14 protein-coding genes and 1 pseudogene are annotated in these 18326 nt (G+C 74.7%); 5 read left to right on the forward strand and 10 right to left on the reverse strand.

Annotated elements, in window-relative coordinates:
* Positions 1-24: 24 nt before the first annotated feature.
* The 3 genes from IRY44_RS17955 to IRY44_RS17965 are packed head-to-tail and all read right to left on the reverse strand — an operon-like array spanning position 25 to position 3203.
* Positions 25-1392, reverse strand: coding sequence for an MFS transporter (locus IRY44_RS17955; RefSeq protein WP_194801455.1), 1368 nt, complete (start codon positions 1390-1392; stop codon positions 25-27).
* A 32-nt stretch (positions 1393-1424) separates the two neighbouring features.
* Positions 1425-1739 carry an MGMT family protein gene (locus tag IRY44_RS17960; protein WP_194801456.1) on the reverse strand — a complete coding sequence of 105 codons (315 nt, stop codon included), beginning with the start codon at positions 1737-1739 and terminating at the stop codon, positions 1425-1427.
* A gap of 21 nt (positions 1740-1760) precedes the next feature.
* On the reverse strand, positions 1761-3203 hold the full coding sequence (locus IRY44_RS17965; RefSeq protein WP_194801457.1) for a D-glucuronyl C5-epimerase family protein: 1443 nt from the start codon (positions 3201-3203) through the stop codon (positions 1761-1763).
* Positions 3204-3397: 194 nt separating this feature from the next.
* On the opposite strand from IRY44_RS17965, the gene proB reads away from it, so the two are divergent.
* Together proB and IRY44_RS17975 are read left to right on the forward strand one after the other, a co-directional pair.
* Positions 3398-4507, forward strand: coding sequence for a glutamate 5-kinase (gene proB, locus IRY44_RS17970; protein WP_194801458.1), 1110 nt, complete (start codon positions 3398-3400; stop codon positions 4505-4507).
* Positions 4508-4533: 26 nt separating this feature from the next.
* On the forward strand, positions 4534-5775 hold the full coding sequence (locus IRY44_RS17975; protein ID WP_194801459.1) for a glutamate-5-semialdehyde dehydrogenase: 1242 nt from the start codon (positions 4534-4536) through the stop codon (positions 5773-5775).
* A 782-nt stretch (positions 5776-6557) separates the two neighbouring features.
* Here IRY44_RS17975 and IRY44_RS31310 read toward each other — a convergent pair.
* The 6 genes and pseudogenes from IRY44_RS31310 to IRY44_RS18005 all read right to left on the reverse strand — a co-directional run.
* A pseudogene (locus IRY44_RS31310) lies at positions 6558-7442 on the reverse strand (hypothetical protein); the annotation flags it as partial.
* Between the two features lie 91 nt (positions 7443-7533).
* A complete protein-coding gene (gene moeZ, locus IRY44_RS17985; RefSeq protein WP_194801461.1) occupies positions 7534-8781 on the reverse strand; it encodes an adenylyltransferase/sulfurtransferase MoeZ in 1248 nt (415 codons plus the stop codon).
* Between the two features lie 41 nt (positions 8782-8822).
* Complete coding sequence (locus IRY44_RS17990) at positions 8823-9647, reverse strand: DUF3152 domain-containing protein (protein WP_194801462.1); 825 nt, start codon at positions 9645-9647, stop codon at positions 8823-8825.
* A gap of 78 nt (positions 9648-9725) precedes the next feature.
* Positions 9726-10589 (reverse strand): DUF3152 domain-containing protein, encoded by an 864-nt coding sequence (locus IRY44_RS17995; protein WP_194801463.1) that lies wholly within the window; start codon positions 10587-10589, stop codon positions 9726-9728.
* 5 nt (positions 10590-10594) lie between these two features.
* Positions 10595-11593 (reverse strand): alpha/beta fold hydrolase, encoded by a 999-nt coding sequence (locus IRY44_RS18000; RefSeq protein WP_194801464.1) that lies wholly within the window; start codon positions 11591-11593, stop codon positions 10595-10597.
* 40 nt (positions 11594-11633) lie between these two features.
* Complete coding sequence (locus IRY44_RS18005; protein WP_194801465.1) at positions 11634-14489, reverse strand: hypothetical protein; 2856 nt, start codon at positions 14487-14489, stop codon at positions 11634-11636.
* 149 nt (positions 14490-14638) lie between these two features.
* Here IRY44_RS18005 and IRY44_RS18010 point away from each other — a divergent pair, with 149 nt between their 5' ends.
* Both IRY44_RS18010 and IRY44_RS18015 read left to right on the forward strand, forming a co-directional pair.
* Positions 14639-15277 (forward strand): TetR/AcrR family transcriptional regulator, encoded by a 639-nt coding sequence (locus tag IRY44_RS18010; protein WP_194801466.1) that lies wholly within the window; start codon positions 14639-14641, stop codon positions 15275-15277.
* A gap of 65 nt (positions 15278-15342) precedes the next feature.
* A complete protein-coding gene (locus IRY44_RS18015; protein ID WP_013288692.1) occupies positions 15343-15570 on the forward strand; it encodes a DUF3107 domain-containing protein in 228 nt (75 codons plus the stop codon).
* Between the two features lie 46 nt (positions 15571-15616).
* Here the strand turns inward: IRY44_RS18015 and IRY44_RS18020 are convergent, their stop codons facing one another.
* Complete coding sequence (locus IRY44_RS18020; RefSeq protein ID WP_194801467.1) at positions 15617-16258, reverse strand: ferritin-like fold-containing protein; 642 nt, start codon at positions 16256-16258, stop codon at positions 15617-15619.
* 282 nt (positions 16259-16540) lie between these two features.
* Between IRY44_RS18020 and IRY44_RS18025 the strand changes: the two genes are divergently transcribed.
* Complete coding sequence (locus IRY44_RS18025) at positions 16541-18205, forward strand: DEAD/DEAH box helicase (RefSeq protein ID WP_194801468.1); 1665 nt, start codon at positions 16541-16543, stop codon at positions 18203-18205.
* The last annotated feature ends 121 nt before the right edge of the window (positions 18206-18326 follow it).

The raw sequence follows: 18326 nt of genomic DNA on the forward strand, positions 1-18326 counted from the left end.
TCCTCTCGTGGGACGGGCCGGTGCTCACGCCCGCGCGGCCGGCGCGGCGTCATCGACCACGGGTGCGGCGGTGGCCAGCTGGGCCGGGGTCAGGGTGTAGCCGCGCAGCAGCACCAGCGGGACCGCCACCAGCAGGGCGGGCAGCACGGTGAAGCCGAGCAGCACGCCGAGCCGAGCCGTGCCGGACTGAACGGCGGCGGTTCCGGTGGACGAGGAGACGTAACCGGAGAGCTGGAGCACCAGCCCGTAGATGCCCGGCCCCAGCGCCAGCCCGAACGTCTCCCCGGCGGTCCACAGCCCGGTGAACACCCCGGCCTGCCGCCGCCCGGTGCGCGCCGTGTCGTACGCGATGCAGTCCGGCAGCATGGCCAGCGCGAACACCTGCTGGCCCGCGTACCCGACGCCGATCACCGCGACCACGGCGTAGGCCGCGGCGGCGGGTAGCGCGGGCGCGGCGACCAGGGCCAGCGCGCCCACCGCGAAGATCAGCGACGCGGCGACCAGCGACGTCCGCTTGCCCAGCCGGGCACCGGCCCGGGACCACAGCGGCATGACCAGCAGCGCGGGCGCGACGAAGCAGGCGAACAGCAGCGTCGGACCGCTGTCCGGCTCCCGCAGCACCTGGTCGGCGAAGTACTTCACCCCGGCCAGCACGGTGGCCACCCCGGCGGACTGGATCACGAAGCAGATCAGCAGCGCCCGGAACGGCCGGTTGCCGGTGGCGACGGCGAGCTGCGCGCGCAGGCTCGGCTCGCTCTCCCCCACGGTGCCGGTCGGCGCGGAGCGGGTGCCCAGGAACACGCCGACGGTGCCGGCGACGATCAGCGCGGCGACGAACAGGCCCATCCACCGGTGGCCGGGCACGCCGTCGCCGCCCGCGGTCACCACCGCCGGGGCCACCGCGCCGGAGACCAGGATGGCCAGCGCCAGCACCGCGATCCGCCAGGTCATCAGCCGGGTACGCTCCGCCGGGTCGGCGGTCAGCTCGGCCGGCATGGCCACGTACGGCACCTGGAAGAACGCGAACGCGGTGGCGGTGGCCAGGAACGCCAGGGCCACGTACGCGGCGGCGGCCGGACCGTTCGCGAACGGCGCGGCGAAGATCGAGGCGAACAGCACGGCGAGCGCCAGCCCGCCGCCGAGCAGGTACGGCCGGCGCGCGCCCCAGCGGGAGCGGGTCCGGTCGGAGATCCGCCCGGCGACCGGGTTGACCAGCACGTCCCACGCCTTCGGCAGCAGCACCAGCAGCGCGGCCAGCCCGGCGGCGACGCCGAGCGTGTCGGTGAGATACGGCAGCAGGAGCAGCCCGGGCACGGTGCCGAACGCGCCGGTGACCAGGGAACCCAGCGCGTACCCGAGGTGCACCCGGCGGGGCAGGCCCGAAGCTGTCATGGAGCCGAATGCTACTCACGTTATGGCCGGCGTCACATCCCCTCCTCCGGCGACCAGGACGCCGCCGCCAGGTCCACCCGGTCCCCGCGCAGCGGGCACCCCTCGGCGAGCAGCCGTTCCCGGGCCTTGCGCTCGTGCCCCGGCGGCATCCGGCCGGCCGCGTTCACCACCCGGTGCCACGGCACCCCGCCACCGTGCCGCGCCATGATCGAGCCGACCAGTCGCGGCGACGCCCGCCCCGAGCGCTCGGCCAGCGCGTCGGCCACCGCCCCGTACGACATCACCCGCCCCGGCGGGATCCGCTCGACCAGCGACAGCACCGCCTCGACGTACTCGTCAGGTGTCACGGGAAGCCACGATAAGGGGCCTCAGCCGGCGAGCGTGGCGATGGCGAGGTCTCCCCGGGCCGCCAGCCAGTAGCCGCCCAGCTCACCACCGCTCACGTGGTAGCTGAATTCCCCGTTGACCCAGGCGGTGCCGCCGAGCGTCAACTCCGTCACGGCGGCGAAGGTGACCTTCCGGGCGTCGAGCACCGCGCCGTTGCGGTCGTAGGTGTAGCCGGTGTACGTGCCGGGCTGGGCGGTCAGCACGCGTGCGGGCTGGTAGCGGTGCTCGACCGCCACCCCGAGCAGGACCCGCCGGCCGGGCTCCTCGGGCACCAGGTAGCCGGCCAGCGGGCCCTCGGTGATCCGGTAGTGGATGCCGCGGCCGCGCACCCGGATGCGCTCGTCCGCAGCGAACCGGCTCGGCCGCTCCAGCGTGACGGCCCGCCGGCCGGTGACGGCGCCCTTGGCGTCGTACGTGTAGCCCACGTGTGTCCCGGGTTCGAGCTGCACGGTGCCCGTCAGGTCCGGTACCGGGTAGTCCGCCCGCAGCGTGTCGGCGTACTCGGCGAAGACGGTCGCGTGGGTGACCTCGTACAGCTTGAGGGTCTGCCGGGTGTGGACCTGGTGGTACTTCGGGTGGAAGTGCCGGCAGTTCATGGAGTACCGGCTGGCCCAGTTCTCCACCCGGAACCTCGTCGGCAGGTAGCGGCGCACCGTGGTGGCGGCGGCGTCGAAGATCTCCGCGGCCCGCTCGTCGCCGGTGAGCCGCCAGTAGTCGTAGACGCCGTACAGGGAGAAGATGTGCCCGTTGAGCACCTGCTCGCCACGCGGGTCGTCGTTCTCCGGATACTCCTCCAGCCACAGGTAGCCGCCGCGATCGGTCCAGGTGGCCCACGGTTCGTCGGCCCGGGCGGGCAGGGTGAGGCTCTGGAACGTCCGGTCCGCGGCGGTCCTCCACCTCTCGTCGCGCGTCTCCTCGTACAGCCCGACGAAGAGACTGAGCAGCTGGCCCTGCGACATGCCGCTGTACCACCTGGGCTTCAGCAGCGGACGCTTCTTGCACCGGGTGAGTTCGAAGTCGTACGGATACCACCAGGCGCCGCGCGACTCGACGCGCCGATCGACGTTACGCTGCGCGTTCGCTATCGCCCGGTCCAGGTAGATCCGCTTGCGGGTGGCCCGCCAGCCGGCCAGATTCTGCAGACCCCACTGGGCCTGCGCCACCGGATGGTCCCAGGTCTGGTCGTGCATCCGGAACATCCGAACGTTCCCGGTGTCGTGCAGCCCGGCGTCCACCAGCGGCGCGATCCCCTCGCGCGACGGAATCGCCGCGAGTGGCACCGTGTGCGGCCGGTAGCCGTCCCGCCGGACGGCCGGCGCCTTCTCGTCGCGGAGACCGGCGAGTACCGGCGTCAGCCCGGCGACCAGGCCGACGGTGACGAGCAGCGCCAGCCACCAGGCACGATGAGCCCTCGGAATTATCACTGTGAACCCCCGTTCGTGATGAACGAGACGCTATGCAGCGGAATCCGCGGATGTGTGCCGCTAACCGGACGATCAAAACTGTTCGTTCGACGAGCAACCGATTTCGTGTGAGCTCCGTCGGAGCACCGGCCGCGAGCTGCCACGATTTGGGAACGCGCCGCGGCGCGGCAGACCGCAGCGCGCAGAATGGTCGGGTGCGCGAAGCAGTCACCTCGGCCCGGCGGATCGTCGTCAAGATCGGTTCGTCCTCGCTGACCACCGCGACGGGCGGGCTCGACGACGCCCGGGTCGACGCGCTCGTCGACACGCTCGGCGGGCTCGCCGCCGCCGGACGCGAGGTGGTGCTGGTCTCCTCCGGCGCGATCGCCGCCGGGCTCTCCCCGCTGCGGCTGCCCCGGCGCCCGCGCGACCTGGCCACCCAGCAGGCCGCCGCCAGCGTCGGTCAGGGCCTGCTCATCGGCCGGTACGCCGCGGCGTTCGCCCGGCACGGCCGCACCGTCGGGCAGGTGCTGCTCACCGTGGACGACGTGACCCGGCGGGCGCACTACCGCAACGCGTACCGGACGCTGCGCAAGCTGCTCGACCTGCGCGCCGTGCCGATCGTCAACGAGAACGACACGGTGGCCACCGAGGAGATCCGGTTCGGCGACAACGACCGACTGGCCGCGCTCGTCGCCGCGCTCGTCGACGCCGACCTGCTGGTGCTGCTCTCCGACGTCGACGCGCTCTGGACCGGCGACCCGGCCCGCCCGGGCAGCACCCGCATCACGGAGGTGCACGGCGAGGGCGACCTCGCGGGCGTGGACGTCGGCGGGGCCGGTCGGGCCGGGGTGGGCACCGGCGGCATGGTGACGAAGGTCGAGGCGGCCCGGATCGCCACCGGCTTCGGCATCCCGGTGGTGCTGACCGCCGCGCCGCTGGCCGCGCCGGCGCTGGCCGGGGAGCCGGTCGGCACGTACTTCCACCCGAGCAGCCGCCGCCCCGCCGCGCGCCTGTTCTGGCTGGCGCACGCCACCGCGCCCCGAGGTCGCCTGCACCTCGACCCGGGCGCGGTGCAGGCGGTGGTGGGCCGCCGCAAGTCGCTGCTGCCCGCCGGCATCACCGCCGTCGACGGCGCGTTCACCGCCGGGGACCCGGTGGACCTGGTCGACACCGCCGGCGCGCCGGTGGCCCGAGGGCTGGTCAACTACGACGCGGTGGAACTGCCGGGCCTGCTCGGCCGCTCCACCTCCGAACTCGCCGCGGCGCTCGGCCCGGCGTACGAACGTGAGGTCGTCCACCGCGACGACCTGGTCCTGCTGTGAGCCCCACCGATGAAGGAGTACGCACGATGAGCGTCGTCGAGCAGGCCCGGCGAGCCCGGGACGCGGCGGAAGCCCTGGCCACGGCCACCCGTACCGTCAAGGACGCCGCGCTGCACGCGATGGCCGACGCGTTCGTGGCGCGTACCCCGGAGATCCTGACCGCGAACGCGGCGGACCTGGCGGCCGGGCGCGAGGCCGGGCTGTCGGCGGCCGTGCTGGACCGGCTCGCGCTCGACGAGGGCCGGGTGGCGGCGATCGCGGACGCGCTGCGCCAGATGGCCGCGCTGCCCGACCCGGTCGGCGAGGTGGTGCGCGGCTCGACGCTGCCCAACGGTCTGGAGCTGCGCCAGGTGCGGGTGCCGTTCGGTGTGGTCGGCATCGTCTACGAAGGCCGGCCGAACGTGACTGTCGATGCCGCCGGGATCTGCCTGAAGTCCGGCAACGCGGCGCTGCTGCGCGGCTCCTCGTCGGCCGCCCACTCCAACGCCGCGCTGGTCGCGGTGCTGCGCGACGCGGTCTCCGGCGCCGGGCTGCCGGCCGACGCGGTGCAGCTGCTCGACTCCAGCACGCGCGACTCGGTGAAGGAGCTGATGCGCGCCCGCGGCCTGGTCGACGTGCTGATCCCGCGCGGCGGCGCGTCGCTGATCCGCGCCGTGGTCGAGGAGTCGACGGTCCCGGTGATCGAGACCGGTGTGGGCAACTGCCACGTCTACGTGGACGCCGCCGCCGACCTCGGCAAGGCCCTGGCGGTCACGTTGAACGCCAAGACCCAGCGCCTGTCCACCTGCAACACCGCCGAGTCGCTGCTGGTGCACCGGGACGTGGCGGACGCGTTCCTGCCGGCCGTGCTGGCCGCGTTCGCCGAGGCCGGGGTGACGGTGCACGGCACGCCCGAGGTTGCCGCCCACTCCGACGCCGTGGTGCCGGCCACCGAGGAGGACTTCGGCACCGAGTACCTCTCCGCCGACATCTCCGTCGCCGTGGTCGACTCGCTCGACGCGGCGGTCGCGCACATCCGCCGGTACGGCACCGGCCACACCGAGGCGATCGTCACCGACTCGCAGCGGGCGGCCCGGGAGTTCGTGGCCCGGGTGGACTCGGCAGCGGTCATGGTCAACGCGTCCACCCGTTTCACCGACGGCGGCGAGTTCGGCTTCGGCGCGGAGATCGGCATCTCGACGCAGAAGCTGCACGCGCGCGGCCCGATGGGTCTGCCGGAGCTGACCAGCACCAAGTACGTGGTGACCGGAGACGGGCACCTGCGCTGACCGGACGTGCCTTCGCGGCGCGCCGGTCGCCGTACTGGCCTGGGCACACGCCAGATCGGGGAAGTGGCGGTATCCCGGCACCTTTGATGCCGCTACTTCCCCGATCTGGTGTTGATCATCGGCATGACCAGCGGAGGCACAACGGGCGGCACCGGGCCGGACAGCAGCTCCGGTGCCGGCTGCGCAGCAGGCCCGGTGCTCTCGTCGGGGAGCAGATCGGGCGTGACGATCCAGGCGGACCACAATCCCTGCCCACTGTCCGGACCGGCCGACACCTCAACACCGGCTGACGGATCAGGCCCTGCTCCCGATCCGGGCATCGCATCCGACCCGGTGTCCGGACGGAACCAGGTCTCAGGCCCGAGACCCCGGGCCGGAAACAGCTCCGGCGCGCCGTCCGACAGCGCGGGCGCGATCCCCGGTCCGGCCGACGGGTCGGTGCCGAAACTGGACGACAGGTCGGAGCCGAAGCCCGCCGAAGGTTCGGGATCGCGGCCTGCCGACGGCTCTGTGCCCTGGCGGGACGACGGATCGGGGTCGAGACCCGCCGATGCGACAGATGCCTCGGCCGGGCAGGTCAACGGGCGAGCCGGGGCGGGCAGCGGAGACACGGGCGCAGGCGACGCGGGCGTGGAGGCGGGCGGCCCGGAGTCGGGCGCGGGCGGCGGCGATGCGGGGAGCCGGCGCGGGCGCGGGGCCGGCACCGCAGGCAACGCGGGCAGCTCGGCGGTCTGCGGCACCACGAACGGCGCTCCGGAGACCGGTGCCTCGGGCGTGTGCGGGCGGCACGCGCGGATCGCCCGCAGTGTGGTGTGCACGTCGAACTGGTGGCCGTCGTCGCTGTCCCAGCCGCCGTCGCTGCGCTGCGTCTCGGCGAGCCGCCTGCGCGCGGAGACCAGCAGCCATTGCTCCTCGCCCACGTCGACCCGGCGCAGTGTGGCGGCGAGCCAGGCCACGTCGGCCGGGGACATCCGGGGGATCCGGTCGGCCAGCACCGCCTGGATGCGGGCGGACTCGTAGTACATCTGCTGGCGGTGCAGCACCGCGGCGGCGAGCCAGCCGGCGGGCAGGAAGGACGGCCAGCTGCCGTCCGGGGCGAGCTGCGCGGCGAGCGCCTGGGCCGCCGCCTGCACCACACCGGCGTACGCGCCGCCGACCCGGTGGTCGAGCGGACCGGCGGCCCGCGCGTCCAGGCCGGCCACGGTCAGCCAGAACCCGGCGTTCGCGGTCTGGTAGAGCCGTGCCTCGGGATCACCGGGGGTGGCCCACTCGGGGGCGAGCCCGGCCAGCGAGGGGTCCTCGTCCCAGCCGCCGTCTGGTAGTTGCCGGGCGGCCAGCCAGTCCAGCGCGTGCCGGGCGGCGGGGCGGCCCAGCGCGCCGAGGTCGTCCAGCTCGGCCAGGCGGAAGCAGGTCGCGTCGATCGAGGCGACCTCGTCGTCGAGGACGGCGGGCCAGCCGCCGCCGGGCGCCTGCCCGGACTCGGCGGCGTCGAGCACCTCGGGCGGCACCGGAGCGCCGGTACGCAGCCGGGAGAGGCGGGCGCGGTCCACCGCGTCACCGTGAGCGACGACGAATCCGATCGCCGCGTCCAAGTCCACCACGGCACTGACGGTACTGGCGCGGCCGCGGTTACGCCTCGGTAGCTCGGTCAGGACCACCCGGCCCAGCGGTCGCCGCGATCGATCGTTTGCCCACGCCAGGTGCCCCGGAGAGCACGATGGGCCCGCCCGGAGCGCCGGGCGGGCCCATCGACACGACTCAGTACGCGGGCAGCGACGGGTCGACCTGCTTGACCCAGGAGAGCACACCGCCCTGGAGGTGCACCGCGTCGGAGAAGCCGGCCGCCTTCAGCGCGGCCAGCGCCTCGGCGGAGCGGACGCCGGACTTGCAGTGCAGCACGATCTGCCGGTCCTGCGGGAACTTCGCCAGCGCCTCGCCGGAGAGGATCTCGCCCTTGGGGATGAGCGTCGCGCCGGGGATCCGGACGATCTCGTACTCGGCGGGCTCGCGCACGTCGACCAGGAAGATGTCCTTGCCGGAGTCCTGCCAGTCCTTCAGCTCCAGCGCGGTGATGGTCGAGTCGACCACCGCCTCCTGCGCCTCCTCGGAGACGGCGCCGCAGAAGTCCTCGTAGTCCTCCATCAGGTCGGTGAGGGTCGGGTTTTCACCGCAGAGCACGCAGTTCGGGTCCTTGCGGACCTTGATCTTGCGGTAGCTCATCTCCAGGGCGTCGTACACCATCAGGCGGCCGACGAGCGGCTCACCGATGCCGGCGAGCAGCTTGATCGCCTCGTTGACCTGGATCGACCCGATCGACGCGCAGAGCACGCCGAGCACGCCGCCCTCGGCGCAGGAGGGGACCATCCCGGGCGGCGGGGGCTCCGGGTAGAGGCAGCGGTAGCAGGGGCCGTGCTCGGCCCAGAACACCGACGCCTGGCCGTCGAAGCGGTAGATCGAACCCCAGACGTACGGCTTGCCGAGCAGCACCGCCGCGTCGTTGACCATGTAGCGGGTGGCGAAGTTGTCGGTGCCGTCGACGATCAGGTCGTACCGGGAGAAGATGTCCCGGACGTTCTCCCGGTCCAGCGCGGTGTTGTGGATCTCCACGTTGACCAGCGGGTTGATCTCGCGGATCGACGCCGCGGCGGACTCGGCCTTGGACCGGCCCACGTCGGAGACGCCGTGGATGACCTGGCGCTGGAGGTTCGACTCGTCGACGGTGTCGAAGTCGATGATGCCGAGCGTGCCGACACCGGCCGCGGCCAGGTAGAGCAGGGCCGGCGAGCCGAGGCCACCGGCGCCCACACAGAGCACCCGGGCGTTCTTCAGCCGCTTCTGCCCCTCCACCCCGACGTCCGGGATGATCAGGTGGCGCGAGTAGCGGCGGATCTCGTCTACGGTCAGCTCGGCGGCGGGTTCGACGAGCGGGGGCAACGACACGGTGGACTCCCCGGGATCGGCGGTGTGACCGCGCCATTGTCGCTCGCCCGGGCCGGGATCGGCCATGATGAGGGACACTGCGCCCGAACTGCGGGACCGGGAATAACTCAGACGCCGTCGGTGGGCTCGCCTTCGTAGCGCACGCCGCCGACGTACGGCCAGGCGTTCGGCAGGCAGCCGTCCAGCCCGTACGTCTGCTGCTGCATCACCGGCGCGGGCGCGCCGGGCGCGGGGCACGCCTGGTGCAGCTCGCCGAACTCGTGCCCGACCTCGTGGTTGATCACATAGGTGCGGTAGACCTCCAGCGGGGCGCCGTAGTCGGGCACCGCTGTCATCCACCGGGCCAGGTTGAGCACGACCCGTCCAGGCAGCCGGCAGGAGGTGTACCGGTCGGTGCGCAGGCCGCCCTCGGCACACATCCGCTCGGAGGTGACGGGGGTGGCGAGGTAGACGGTGAAGTCGGCGGCGGCCGCCTCGGGCACCCGCTGCACCCGCAGGTCCCCCGAGGCGATCCAGCTGCGCGGGTCGCCCAGTACCGCGTCCACGGTGGCGGCGAACCCGTCGGCGTCCTGCCCCGTGTCCTGCTCGACCTCGACCCGGTAGCGGCGCAGCGGGCCCTCCTGTCCGCGTACCGGAGATCGGCCCTGGGCCACCGCGAACGTGCCGGGGCCGGCGGTGGGGTAGGCGGTCGGCGCCGCCGGGACGTCGGCCTCGGCGGCGCCGCGCGCCAGCGACGGTTCGGCGGCGAGTGACGCCCCGCCGTGTCCGGACGGCGGCGTGTTCAGCCGGGTGATCCCGGCCGCGCCGCCGACGGCCGCGAGCAGCATCGCCAGCAGCAGCACCGAGCGGCGGCGGCGCCGGCGCATCCGGCGCAGCGTGGGACGCTCGGGTGGCGGCGTGGTGGGGTTGTCGTAAGGGGACGACGAGGTCATGACCTCAGCGTGCCATGCAATTCGGGCATTTAGCTGCTTTTGCCACCTATGCCGCGAATGTTCTTCACAAACCGGCGCTCAGAGGGCCGGCCCGGTGTACCGCTTCCCACCCACGTAGGGCCACGGGTTCGGCCGGCAGCCCTTGAGGAACAGCGTCTGCTGCTGCATCACCGGCGCCGCCCGGCCCGCACCAGGGCATCCCTCGTGCCGGTGCCCGAGCTGGTGGCCCACCTCGTGGTTGACCACGTACAGGCGGTACGTGTCCAGCGGCATCCCGGCCTCGACCAGGTGCGGCGCCGAGGTCCGCCACCGGTCCAGGTTGATCACCACCTTGCCCGGTACCCGGCACGACGTGTACGGCACCCCGCCCACCCGGATGTCGATCCCGCCCGCCCCGCACAGCCGCCCCGCCGTGTCCCGGGTGGCCAGGTAGATCGTGAAGTCGTACCGGTCGCCCGGGCCGACCCGCTGCAACCGCAGCGTGCCGCCGTCGACCCAGCTACCCGGGCCGGCCAGGGCGCGCTGCACCGCCTCGCCGAAGGCGCGGACCTCCTCGCCGGAGCCGTTCTCCACCGCCACCCGGTAGCGGCGCAGCGTCCCCGAGCGGCCGAGCACGCCGCTGGTCCGCTCGTCGTACGCGAAGCTGCCCCGGCCCTTCGCCGGCCCTGGGCCGGACAGCGTCAGCACCGGCGCGGCCGGCGAGCTGGGCGCCACCGGAGGCGGCGGCGGGACGCTCGGCGTGGACGGTTCCCGCGTGGGCGCCGGCGGCTGGGCGGCGAACCCGTCGGTGACCCGCGTCCCCGCGCCCGCCGACGGCAGTTGCACCGCCACGCCGACCCCGACCGCGGCGGCGGCGACGAAGGCGCAGACCACGAGCGCGGTACGCCAGCGCGGAGACGAGGAACGGGAGCGTGTGGCACGAGGGCGGCGGGAGCTGGGCATCCGGCTCAGCCTGCCATGTCACGCTCCGTTCCGCTCTCCCCCATGCCGGTGGTGAGCGACGGTGTCGCCTCGGCGAGCAGCCCGAGCACCGCCCGCGCCACGGTCCGGGGCACCTCCAACTGGGCCACGTGCCCGACGCCGTCGAGCATCAGCAGCCGGCTGTCCGGGATGACCCGCGCCGCCTGCGGCGCCACCCGCACGTCGACCAGCCGGTCCTGCCGCCCGCCCACCACGAGCGTGGGCGCCCGGACCGCCGAAGCCTGCCGCCACAGCGCGCCCTCCCCCGGCAGGTACGACCGCAGGAAGCTGCCGACCAGGCCCCGGAACGTGCGCACGTACGCCGCGGCGTAGTGGGCCGCCTCGTACCGGACCCGGATCTCGTCGATCGCCTCCTGCCGGCGCTGCTCGCTGATCCGGGTCAGGTCCGCCACGCACGCCTCCATCACCTGCTGCGCGGTCACCTCCGGACTGAACTGGGCCAACCGCCAGGCGGCCAGCCGTTCGCCCCTGGGGATCGCCAGCAGCGGGAGCATCCGCCCCTGCAACGAGCGCCGGAAGTCCAGGAACGGCAGCGCGGGCGAGACCAGGGTGAGCGTGCGGACCAGGTCCGGGCGCAGCGCCGCCACCCGGACCGAGATCGCGCCGCCGAGCGAGTTGCCGAACAGGTGCACCGGCCCCCTGTCGCTGTGCTCGATCCAGCGGATCACCCGCTCGGCGAAGGACGGGATCGTGTAGCGCGGCCCCGGCTCGCTGCGCCCGAACCCGGGCAGGTCGATCGCCTGGCCGTCGAGCCGGTCGGCGAGCAGGCCGGCCAGGTCGGTCCAGTTCTGCGCCGACCCGCCGAGGCCGTGCACGTACAGCGCGGGCTCCGCGCCGGGACCGGTGGCCGGGGTGTCGCGGACGTGCACGAGCGTGCCGTCGAGGCGTACGTGCCGGCCGGGCCAGGGCGGCGGGACGTGGTGTGCGGGAAGGCTGTGCTCCGGCCACAGTGCGGCGCGCTTCATGTCTCCAGTCTCCCCCGCACGGGCCGTACCGCACACCGGCTCAGGAGAGCAGCGCCTCCAGCCGCCGGTTCACCGCCGCGAGCGTGGCCCGCACGACCGCCTGCCGAGGATCCCCGGCCACCAGCGCCGAACCGGCCAGCTGCTCCACCCAGCCGTCGCAGACCAGCAGCACCACCACGGTGGCGACCTCGCAGTTGCCGAACGGCACCACGGCGGCGTGCTCCACGAAGCACCGGCCGTGGTCGCCGGCCGGAACGCCCCGGCCGAGCAACTCGTCCACCGCGGCGGCGGCGGCCACCGCGCAGAGCCGCAGCACGTACCCGTCGACCGCCGGCCCGGTCGCGTGCCCCTCGGCCGTGCGGTCGCCCGCGACCAGGCGGACCTCGGTGGTGGCGTCCAGGCCGAACGTGCTCACCAGGACGTGCTCGATCACCACCCGGGGCCCCGGCACGCCGCCGGTGTCCAGCGGTCGCGACGGCGCGGTCTCCGTCGTGGTCATCTGACCACCGGAGTACGACGTCCCGAGCGTCACCGGGCTGCCGGTGGACATGCCGGTCGGCGCGGCGGCCAGCGACGTCTCGTCGACGGCGGCGCGCCCCCGGTGGGTGGCCTGCCGGCGGCGGCGCGGCGGCTCGTCGGCGTCGCCGGGCGCCTCGGCCGGACGCGTGGCGCGGTCCGCACCGAACCGCGCGTCACCGGAGCGGTTCGCGGCCGGACGGATCACACCGGTCCGCGCCGGCATCTCGTCGCCGCCCGTCTCGTCACCGTTGCGGGCCTCGACCGGCTCGGACTGCGCGGCGCGGGCCTCGACCGGCGGCGGCTGCGTGCCGGGTGCCCGGTTCTCACCCGTACGCGGCTCACCGGCGCGCTCCAGCCGGGCCGAGCGGCGGCGCAGCGGGGCCGGCGGCGGCACGGCGGGCGCGCCGGGCAGGTTCTGCGGGGCGGCGGCCAGGCCCATCCGCTCCTGGAGCAGCCGGGCCACCAGGCGGCTCACCTCGGCCGGGTCGGCGCCGTCGGCCAGGTCGAGCCGAAGGCTGTGCGCGCCGGCCGGGGTGCGGCGCAGCGCGGCGTCGCGTACGCCCGCCACCTCGCGGACCGCGTCGAGGATCGCGTTGACGTCGAAGCCTTCCGGCCGCTCCCGCAGGGGCGCGGGTTCGTCGTCGCGGCGCAGGTGGGTGGCGATGCGGGCGAGTTCGGGGGTCTCGGCGGACGGTTCCACTGCCGGTGGCTCCGGCACGACGGGCACGTCCGGTTCCGAGGGGACGCGCTGCGGCAGCACGGGGGACGGTTCCTCCGGTCGGGGCTCGGCGACCGCGTCGGCGGCCGGCACCGGTTCCGGTGCGGACCGGCGGGCCGCGTAGGGAGGGGCGCTCGTCGGGTGGGGCGCGGGGGTGGGGTCGAACCGCGGCGGGCCGCTCGTGGCGGGCACGTCCGAGGTCGGCGGGGCGGGGACGGCCGCCTCCGTGGGGGCGTATCCACCAGCCTGCGCGGGCGGGGCGCCGGCCACCGGCGGCGCGCCGGGTGCGGGCGGGGCACTCGTCGGCGGGGGGCCCGGGGGCGTGATCAGCGGGGCGACCGGCACCGGCGGCCCGGCCCAGGAGGGCCGCTCGTAGCCGTGCGGCGGTTCGGCGTCGCCCCGGGCCAGCCGGAACGGCCGGGTCGCCTCGAGCGTCGGCTCGGGCGCGGCGGGCGGCTCGTAGCGGCGGGCCGGCTCCGGCCCGGCACCCGGCTCGTACGGCCGGGACGCCTCGGGCTCGGCGGGCGGCGGGTACTGCCGCGTCGCCTCGGGGCCGGGGGCCGGTTCGGCACGCAGCGGCTCGTACGGCCGTACCGGCTCGGGCCGGGGTGGCTCGTAGGCGGCGGGCGGCTCGACGCGGGCCGGCTCGTACGGCCGCACCGGCTCGGGCGCCCACTCGGCCGCGCGGTCCTCGCGGGCGGTGCGGTGGGCGGCGCTGTCGTCCTCCCACTCCCGGCGCTCGGCGGCGGGCTCCTCGGCCCGGCGGGCCGGCGGCTCCTCCGCTCCCCGGGCCGGTGGCTCCTCGGCCCGGCGGGCCGGTGGCTCGTCGGTGCGGGCCCACGGCGGGGCCCAGCCGTCACCCCAGCTCGGGCGGTTCCAGGACGGCCCGGACCAGTCCGGTTCGGCGGCCCTCGGGTCGTCGCCCGCCGGCGGGTCGGCGGCGGCCCGCGGCTCGGCGCCGGTCGCCCGGCCCTCGGGCGGGTGCGCCTCGCCCGGTGCGTGCTCCGCCCGGTTCGCGGCCGGGGGCGGGGTGACCGGCCGGTCGGCCCAGCCCCGGGACAGCGACGGGGCGGATTCGGTGTTGGGCGCGTGGAAGCCCGGCGGCACCTCGAACCCGGAGGCGGCGGCGCCGACCGGCGGGACCTGGAGCGCCGGTGGCGCGGAGGTCGGCCCGCTCTCGGCCCAGCGCGGGGCCCGGGCGGCCGGGTCGTCGGCGGCGTGCCGGGAACCGGCGGTCTCCCCCGGGTCGGTCGGCTGCTCGATCGTCGGCGCCGGGCGCGGGGCCGGCACGGCCAGCCGTTCGCCGTCGGTGGGCCGGGGCGGCTCGTCCGCGGGCGGGGCACTGACCGGCGCCTGGCGGGTCACTGGCGACTCCTCCCCGGCGTGGTGCACGCCGTTGACGTGACGGCCGTTGACGCGGCCCGGTTCCGGCGCGGAGTGGCCGGGCAGCGGGGCCGGCAGGTCGCCGTGCCGGGGCGAGGAGGCGGCCCAGCCGCCGAGGTCGCCGTAGGGCCAGCCGCCGGGCGCCGGGGCACCGCGGGACCAGCCGTTCGGCGGGGGCGCCCAACCGCCGCCGGTACGGGCCGGGTCGTCCTGCCGGCCCGTCCCGTCGCCGTGCTCTCCCGGGGTGGCGGCTCCGGGTTGCCCTGTTTCACTCACCGCGCGCTCCTTGGTCGCCCCCGCTGAGGCTACCGTGTGGTGACAGTGGCGATAAGTTACAGCGGCGGGCCAATTCCGCGACGGGTTCACGAACCCGGACCGGTTCGGGTGATACGTGCCGGCTCGTACGCAGATACTCGGAGGATCCGATGACCGCAGTGGGGAACGGTGCACAGACTGCCGGTCGGCCCACCCGCCTGCCCCGCTCGGCGCGCCGTAAGCAGCTGCTCGCCGCCGCTCAGGAGGTGTTCGTCGCGCAGGGCTACCACGCCGCCGCGATGGACGACATCGCCGAGCGGGCCGGTGTCTCCAAGCCGGTGCTCTACCAGCACTTCCCCGGGAAGATGGAGCTCTACCTCGCACTGCTGGACACGCACTGTGACGCGATAGTGGCAAATGTGCAGGAGGCGATGAGCGGCACCAACGACAACAAGGAGCGCGTCGGCGCCGCGGTGCGCGCGTACTTCGACTTCGTCGACCACGAGAGCGAGGCGTTCCGGCTGGTCTTCGAGTCGGACCTGCGCAACGACCCGGCGGTGCGGCAGCGGGTGGAGCGGGTCGAGCAGGGCTGCATCGCCGCGATCACCGACACGATCATCTCGGACACCGGGGTCAGCCGCTCGCACGCCGAACTGCTCGCCTCGGGCCTGGTCGGCGCCGCCGAGACGGCCGCCCAGTTCTGGCTCGCCGGCGGCCGCCAGGTGCCCAAGGCGGAGGCCGAGGCGCTGGTCGCGGCCCTGTCCTGGCGGGGCATCGCCAGCTTCCCGCTGCAAGGTGAGTCAGCCTGAACATCGGGCCACCGGATCGGATAGCCTTCCCACGGTGGCTTTTTCGCCCCAGTTGAGGAGGCACAGTGGAGGTCAAGATCGGCGTGCAGTACGCGCCGCGGGAGCTGGTCCTGGAGAGCGCGCAGTCGCCGGCCGAGATCGAGCAGATCGTGACCGACGCCTTCGCCAAGAGCGAGGGCACGCTCTCCCTGACCGACGAGAAGGGCCGGCGCGTGATCGTTCCGGTCGGCAAGGTCGCCTACGTCGAGATCGCCGAGGCGTCGCCCCGCGCGGTCGGGTTCACCGTTCGCTGATTCCCGCGGCACCGGCCGCCGTGGCGGGCCTCCCCGCCACGGCGGCTCAGTTGTTCAAGCCGACTGCTGTCATCCGCGCGGTGTGCGCCTCGGTCAGCCGGCGCAGCAGCCCCGGCACGTCCCCGCCGGTCCGCCCGATCAACGCGACGAGCGCGCCCCGGTCGGCGGCGGCCACCCGGCCCGCCTGGGACAGCGCCTCACCGAGCAGCCGCCGCGCCCACATCGACAGCCGCCCGGCCGCCCGGGGATCGGCCTCGATCGCGGCCCGGATCTCGGCCGCGGCGAACTCGGCGTACCGGGAGTCGTGCAGCACGTCCAGCAGCAGCGTCCGGTCCGGCTCGTCCAGGCCGTCGGCGACCCCGCGCAGGAAGTCGTCGGTGATCGCGTCGCCCACGTACGCCTTCGTCACCGCCTCCGCCCAGTCCCGCGGCTCGGTCGAGTCGTGGTACGCCCGCAGTGCCTCGACGTAGGGGGCCATCGCCTCCTCCGGGGTGACGCCGCAGGCGACGAGCCGGTTGGTGAGCCACCTGTAGTGCGCGATCTCGGTGGCGGCCATCTCGCTGAGCGCGGCGCGGCGGCGCAGGTCGGGTGCGAGGCGCGCGTCGGCGGCGAGGCGGTCGAAGGCGAGCAGTTCGCCGTAGGCGACGAGCCCGAACAGGTCGGCAGCGGCGGGGTCGGGGGCGGACACGAACGCAGGCTACCGGCGTCACTGATGTGACTCAAGTCACAACAATTCGCCCCGCGCGCACGGCCACCACCTGGGAATCGGGACGACTCAGGGACCGTTCAGGTACGATGAGACAGTTGCCGTGGGCACCGAATCGGTCACTTGCTGATCAACGCCGGTCCCCGACGCGCGTGCGGCCCGGTCCGGCTCGGCGAATTCGCCCCTGACCGCGTGGCCCGCGCCATACCGATCGCGCCCTGAGGACTTGAGGGGCGCACCACGAGAGGGCACCCCCAAATCCATATGAGCGAGCAGATTTCCGGCCAGCCACTGGCCCCCACCGCCCCGGTCCCCCCGGAGGCACCCACGTTCGCCGCGCTCGGCGCGCGGCAGGAGACCGTCGAGGCGCTGGCCGCCGCCGGTATCACCCGCGCCTTCGCCATCCAGGAGTACGCGCTGCCGATCGCGCTGCGCGGCGTCGACCTGATCGGGCAGGCGCCGACCGGCACCGGCAAGACGCTCGGCTTCGGCATCCCGCTGCTGGAGCGGGTGTTCGCCCCGTCCGAGGGCAGCGACGGCGTGCCCCAGGCACTCGTCGTCGTACCGACCCGCGAGCTGGGCATCCAGGTCGCCAAGGACCTCGACGCCGCGGGCCGTACCCGGGGTGTCCGGGTGCTGCCGATCTACGGCGGCGTGGCGTACGAGCCGCAGATCGAGGCGCTCCGCAAGGGCGTCGAGATCCTGGTCGGCACCCCGGGCCGCCTGCTGGACCTGCAGAAGCAGAAGCACCTGCGGCTCGACCGGGTCCGCGCGCTCGTCCTCGACGAGGCCGACCGCATGCTCGACCTGGGCTTCCTGGACGACGTCGAGAAGATCCTGGCGATGCTGCCGGAGGATCGGCAGACCATGCTGTTCTCGGCCACCATGCCGGACCCGATCGTCACGCTGTCCCGGCGCTTCCTGCGCCGGCCGGTGACGATCCACGCCGGGCACACCGCCGAGACCGGTCCGTCGCCGCAGACCAAGCAGCTCGCGTACCGCACGCACTCGCTGAACAAGGTCGAGATTGTGGCGCGCATCCTCCAGGCCGAGGGTCGCGGGCTGACCATGATCTTCACCCGTACCAAGCGGGCCGCCGACCGGGTCGCCGAGGACCTCGACTTCCGCGGGTTCGCCGTCGCCGCCGTGCACGGTGACCTCGGCCAGGGCGCGCGTGAGCGGGCGCTGCGGGCGTTCCGGGCCGGCAAGATCGACACGCTGGTCGCCACCGACGTGGCCGCCCGGGGCATCGACGTCACGGGCGTCACACACGTGATCAACTACGACTGCCCCGAGGACCAGGACACCTACACCCACCGCATCGGCCGTACCGGCCGGGCCGGGGCCACGGGCTCCGCTGTGACGTTCGTCGACTGGGACGACATGCCCCGCTGGCGGATCATCGACAAGACGCTCGGGCTGGACATGCCCGAGCCGCCGGAGACGTACCACACCTCCGCGCACCTCTACACGGACCTGGACATCCCGACGGACGTCAGCGGCACGCTGCCGACCGCCGAGCGCACCCGGGCCGGCCTGTCCGCCGAGGTCGAGGAGGACCTGGGCGGCGGCAGCCGGTCGCGCCGGGGCGCGCGGCGCGGCGACAGCCGGGGCCGCGAGCGCGGCGACCGTGACCGCGGTCGTGGCCGTGGCCGGGGTGGCGAGGACGGTTCGTCCGCCGGTTCGACCCCCGCGCAGGCCGACGCCGGGGACGACGAGGCCCCGCGTACGCCGCGTCGGCGCCGCCGCCGCCGGGCCGGCGAGACGGTGGCCGGTGAGCCGACCGCGGTGATCGGCACCGAGGGCACGGCCGAGGCCGCCGCCGCACCGCAGGCCGCGGAGGGTGAGGCGGCGAGCAAGCCGCGTCGCCGCCGCCGTCGTCGCAGCGGCAGCACCGGCGCGCCCGCCGAGGCCAGCAACGCCGACTGACGAACACCACGGAAACGGCCTCCCGGACCCCGGTCCCGGAGGCCGTCCCCATCCCCGCCCCTCCCACTCGCCCGCTCCCTCACTCCCCACTGCGACGATCATGAAGTTGGCGGTGGCGCGC

It is taken from the genome of Micromonospora sp. ANENR4, assembly GCF_015354395.1.
Lineage (GTDB): Bacteria > Actinomycetota > Actinomycetes > Mycobacteriales > Micromonosporaceae > Micromonospora > Micromonospora aurantiaca.